The 4,024-nt window shown below is 63.7% G+C and carries 4 protein-coding genes and 1 riboswitch; of the genes, 2 read left to right on the top strand and 2 right to left on the bottom strand.

Going from position 1 to position 4,024, the window contains the following annotated elements; all coding sequences use genetic code 11:
• The coding region (locus EN984_RS24990; RefSeq protein ID WP_127384017.1) for a homoserine O-acetyltransferase at positions 1-1,070 on the bottom strand (1,070 nt) is incomplete at its 3' end.
• A 114-nt stretch (positions 1,071-1,184) separates the two neighbouring features.
• Positions 1,185-1,262: riboswitch (SAM riboswitch) on the bottom strand.
• Between the two features lie 136 nt (positions 1,263-1,398).
• Here EN984_RS24990 and hisC point away from each other — a divergent pair.
• Together hisC and EN984_RS25000 are read left to right on the top strand one after the other, a co-directional pair.
• Positions 1,399-2,508: a histidinol-phosphate transaminase gene (gene hisC, locus EN984_RS24995; protein WP_127271089.1), complete on the top strand. Its 1,110-nt coding sequence runs from the start codon at positions 1,399-1,401 to the stop codon at positions 2,506-2,508.
• A gap of 5 nt (positions 2,509-2,513) precedes the next feature.
• Complete coding sequence (locus tag EN984_RS25000) at positions 2,514-3,449, top strand: prephenate/arogenate dehydrogenase family protein (RefSeq protein WP_206517072.1); 936 nt, start codon at positions 2,514-2,516, stop codon at positions 3,447-3,449.
• 89 nt (positions 3,450-3,538) lie between these two features.
• Here the strand turns inward: EN984_RS25000 and EN984_RS25005 are convergent.
• Positions 3,539-4,024, bottom strand: a 486-nt coding sequence (locus tag EN984_RS25005) for a PfkB family carbohydrate kinase (RefSeq protein WP_245480112.1), incomplete at its 5' end; no start/stop codon positions are given.

Genomic DNA, 4,024 nt, shown 5'->3' on the forward strand with positions numbered 1-4,024 from the left:
TCGGTCTCGATCTCGACGAAGGATACCGATGCGCCGGCGGCGTTGAGCGCATGCACGATCGAGCGGCTCTCCTCGGTCGGAAAAAGCCAGTCCGAGGTGAACGACACCAGGCAGAAGCGGGTTTTCGTGCCGGCGAAAGCATCGGCCAGCCGGCCGCCATGGTCGGCGGCAAGGTCGAAATAGTCCATCGACCGCGTCATGTAGAGGTAGGAATTGGCGTCGAAGCGATCGACGAAGGTCATGCCCTGGTGGCGCAGATAGCTTTCGATCTGGAAGTCGGCGTCAAAGCCGAAGGTCAGCGCTTCGCGATCCTGCAGATTGCGGCCGAACTTGCGGTGCAGGGCGGCTTCCGACAGGTAAGTGATGTGGGCGGCCATGCGCGCTACCGCCAGGCCCTTTTCCGGGCGTTTGCCGTGCTCGAAATATTTGCCGCCATGCCAGTCCGGATCGGCCATGACAGCCTGGCGGCCAACCTCATGAAAGGCGATGTTCTGCGAGGAATGGCGCGCGCCGGTGGCGATCGGCAGCGCCGAGAAGACGCGCTCCGGATAGCTCGACGCCCATTCCAGCACCTGCATGCCGCCCATCGAGCCGCCGAGCACGCAAAACAGTTTTTCGATGCCGAAATGGTCGATCAGCATCTGCTGCGCCCGCACCATGTCGCGAATGGTGATAATGGGCAGGTCAAGCCCATAGGGCTTGCCGGTGGCGGGATTGGTCGAGGCCGGACCGGTGGACCCAAGGCAACCGCCGATGACATTGGAGCAGATGACGAAGAAGCGATTGGTGTCGATGATCTTGCCGGGGCCGATCAGCACTTCCCACCAGCCAGGCTTGCCGGTCACCGGATTGGTGCTGGCGACGTGCTGGTCTCCGGTCAGTGCATGGCAGACGAGGATGGCGTTGGAGCGGGCATCGTTCAGCGTGCCGTAGGTCTGGTAGGCGATCTGGAACGGTGAAAGCAGCGTGCCGGCGTCCAGCTTGAGCGGCTTGTCGGATCCAAAACGCAAAACCGGGCTCGACGGCTGGTCGACCTCGTTGTTGGTTTTGCGGGCACGCAGAACGGCCATGACATCCATCTCACACTTTGAGCCCACGCATCGCGTTTGTCGAAAGTCGATGCCGATACGGGTGTCCGGCCGGCGCGGACAACAAAAAACCGGCATTGCGGTCGCAAAGCCGGTTACAGGATGCAAACGGCCCTTTAGCAAGTTGTTTAACGTGGCTGCAAGCCGACCGGCCAAATCACCACGGAAGTTCGCACCCCTTCTAGGGCTGTGGCGCGCCGTCGTCAACGGCCAGCCCTGGGCGATGGCTGTCGCCTCTCGACATTGCAGGCCACGGCTTGTATTTCCGCTGCGGCTTCCCCGAGGAAGCGTTCTCGACGGATTTTGCGACATGAGCCAGACACCGGACCAGGCACGTCCAACCCCGCGTGCGGGCATCATGGACATCGACGCCTATGTGCCGGGCAAGAGCACGGCGCCCGCCGGCGTCGCCAAGGCCCACAAGCTGTCATCAAACGAGAATCCGCTAGGGCCCTCGCCGAAAGCGATCGAAGCCGCGCGCGAGATTGCCGGCAAGCTCGACATCTATCCCGACGGCACCGCCAGGCGGCTGCGCGAAGCGATCGCCGAGGTGCATGGCCTCAACCCTCAGAACATCATATGTTCCAACGGTTCCGACGAGATTCTCGGCCTGCTGGCGCAGACCTATCTGGCGCCCGGCGACGAGGCCGTCATCACCGAACACGCCTTCATGGTCTACAAGATCTACATCCAGTCGGCGGGTGCCGTTCCGGTGACGATCAAGGAAACAGATGAGCGCGCCGACATCGACGCCATCCTGGCCGCGGTCACGCCGCGCACCAAGATCGTGTTCCTCGCCAATCCCAACAACCCGACCGGCACCTATGTGCCGTTCCAGGAGGTGCGCCGGCTGCATGCCGGCCTGCCCAGGCACGTGCTTCTGGTGCTCGACGCGGCCTATGCCGAATATGTCCGCCGCAACGACTATGAGGCCGGCATCGAGTTGGTCGGCAGCACCGAGAACGTGGTGATGACCCGTACCTTCTCCAAGATCGGCCTCGGTGGCGCGCGGATCGGCTGGATGTATGCGCCGATGCATATCGTCGACGCCATCAACCGCGTGCGCGGTCCCTTCAACGTCAATGCGACGGCGATCGAGGCCGGTATCGCAGCCATCCGCGACCGCGCCCATGTCGAGCGCAGCGTGGCGCACAACGAGACCTGGCTTGCCTGGTTGAGCGAGGAATTCACAAAGCTCGGGCTGCGGGTAACGCCGAGCGTCGGCAATTTCGTTCTCATTCATTTTCCCGATGACCAGAAGCATTCGGCGGCGGCGGCGGACGACTATCTGACGGCGCGCGGCTATATATTGCGGCGCGTTTCGGGCTATGGCTTTCCCAACGCGTTGCGCATGACCGTCGGCACCGAAGAGGCCAATCGCGGCGTTGTCGCCGCTCTCACGACATTCCTGAAAAGCTAGAGACCATGACATCACCGATGTTTGAAAAGATCGCGCTGGTCGGCATCGGCCTGATCGGCTCGTCGCTGGCCCGCGTCATCCGCCGCGAGGGGCTGGCCCGTCACGTAGCCATATCAACGCGCAGTGCGGCGACGCTGGCGCGAGCCGAGGAGCTTGGGCTGGGCGATAGCTATACCACCGATGCGAGAGAGACTGTCCGCGATGCCGACCTTGTCATCATTTCGGTGCCGGTAGGCTCATCCGGCGCGGTTGCCGAGGAAATCGCGCCGGCGCTGAAGCCGGGCGCGATCCTCACCGATGTCGGCTCGACCAAGGCGTCCGTCATCGCGCAGATGCAGCCTTATGTGCCTGAAGGCGTCCATTTCATTCCCGGCCACCCGCTGGCGGGCACGGAAAAATCCGGCCCCGACGCCGGTTTCGCCGACCTGTTCGACAATCGCTGGTGCATCTTCACGCCGCTGCCCGACACCGACCCGGATGCGCTGGAGAGGCTGTCGGAGTTCTGGCGCCGCTGCGGCGCCAACATCGACACGATGGATCCGCAGCATCACGACATGACGCTGGCCATCGTCTCGCATTTGCCGCACATCATCGCCTACAACATCGTCGGCACCGCCGATGATCTGCAGTCGGTAACCAAGTCCGAAGTGATCAAATATTCGGCTTCCGGCTTCCGCGACTTCACCCGCCTTGCCGCCTCCGACCCGACCATGTGGCGGGATGTCTGCCTGCACAACAAGGACGCCATTCTCGAAATGCTGGCGCGGTTCTCGGAAGACCTGGCGTCGCTGCAACGCGCGATCCGCTGGGGCGATGGCGAAAAGCTCTTCGACCTGTTCACCCGGACGCGGGCTGTGCGCCGCTCGATCATCGAAGCCGGCCAGGACATCGACGTGCCCGATTTCGGTCGCCAGGCCGTCGAGCATCCCGCGAAGGGCTAGAGCAATTCCAGGAAAAGTGTGAGGCGTTTTTCCCGGGAAAAGCGCTAGCGCTTTCCCTTGGGAATTGCGTCAAAACAAAAGCGTCAGTTTCAGGCTGGCCAGGCCTGCGCAACCATGGCCAGCGTCTCGGCCCTATCCGGCGCGCCCAGCCTGCCGCCGAAGCGCAGGCATTTGAGCGCCGCGGCCGCACTGGCAAAGCGCAAAGCCTGCTCGACCGGCATGGCTTCCGCCAACCCGACGGCGAAGGCGCCGTGGAAGACATCGCCGGCGGCCAGTGTGTCGACCGCCTTGATTTTCGGCGCCGCGACATGGCGCACACAGCCTGCGGAACGGTCGTGCCACCAACAGCCCGCCGCGCCGCCGGTTACCGCGACAAAGGCGTCGGTGCGGCTGGCGAGATCGGCGCAAGCCGTTTCCGGATCGAGCGCCTGGCCGCAGACGATGCGCGCCGCCGGCTCCGAAGCGACGATGTGCGTAGCGAGCGGCAACAGCTGTTCCAGGACCGGCAACGGTGCGGTGTCGGCATCGAGGATCGCCGGACGCCCAACGGCGCGTGCCGCCTTGAGTGCCAACGC

The sequence above is a fragment of the Mesorhizobium sp. M7A.F.Ca.CA.004.12.1.1 genome, assembly GCF_003997835.1.
In the GTDB taxonomy this organism is placed as follows: Bacteria; Pseudomonadota; Alphaproteobacteria; order Rhizobiales; family Rhizobiaceae; genus Mesorhizobium.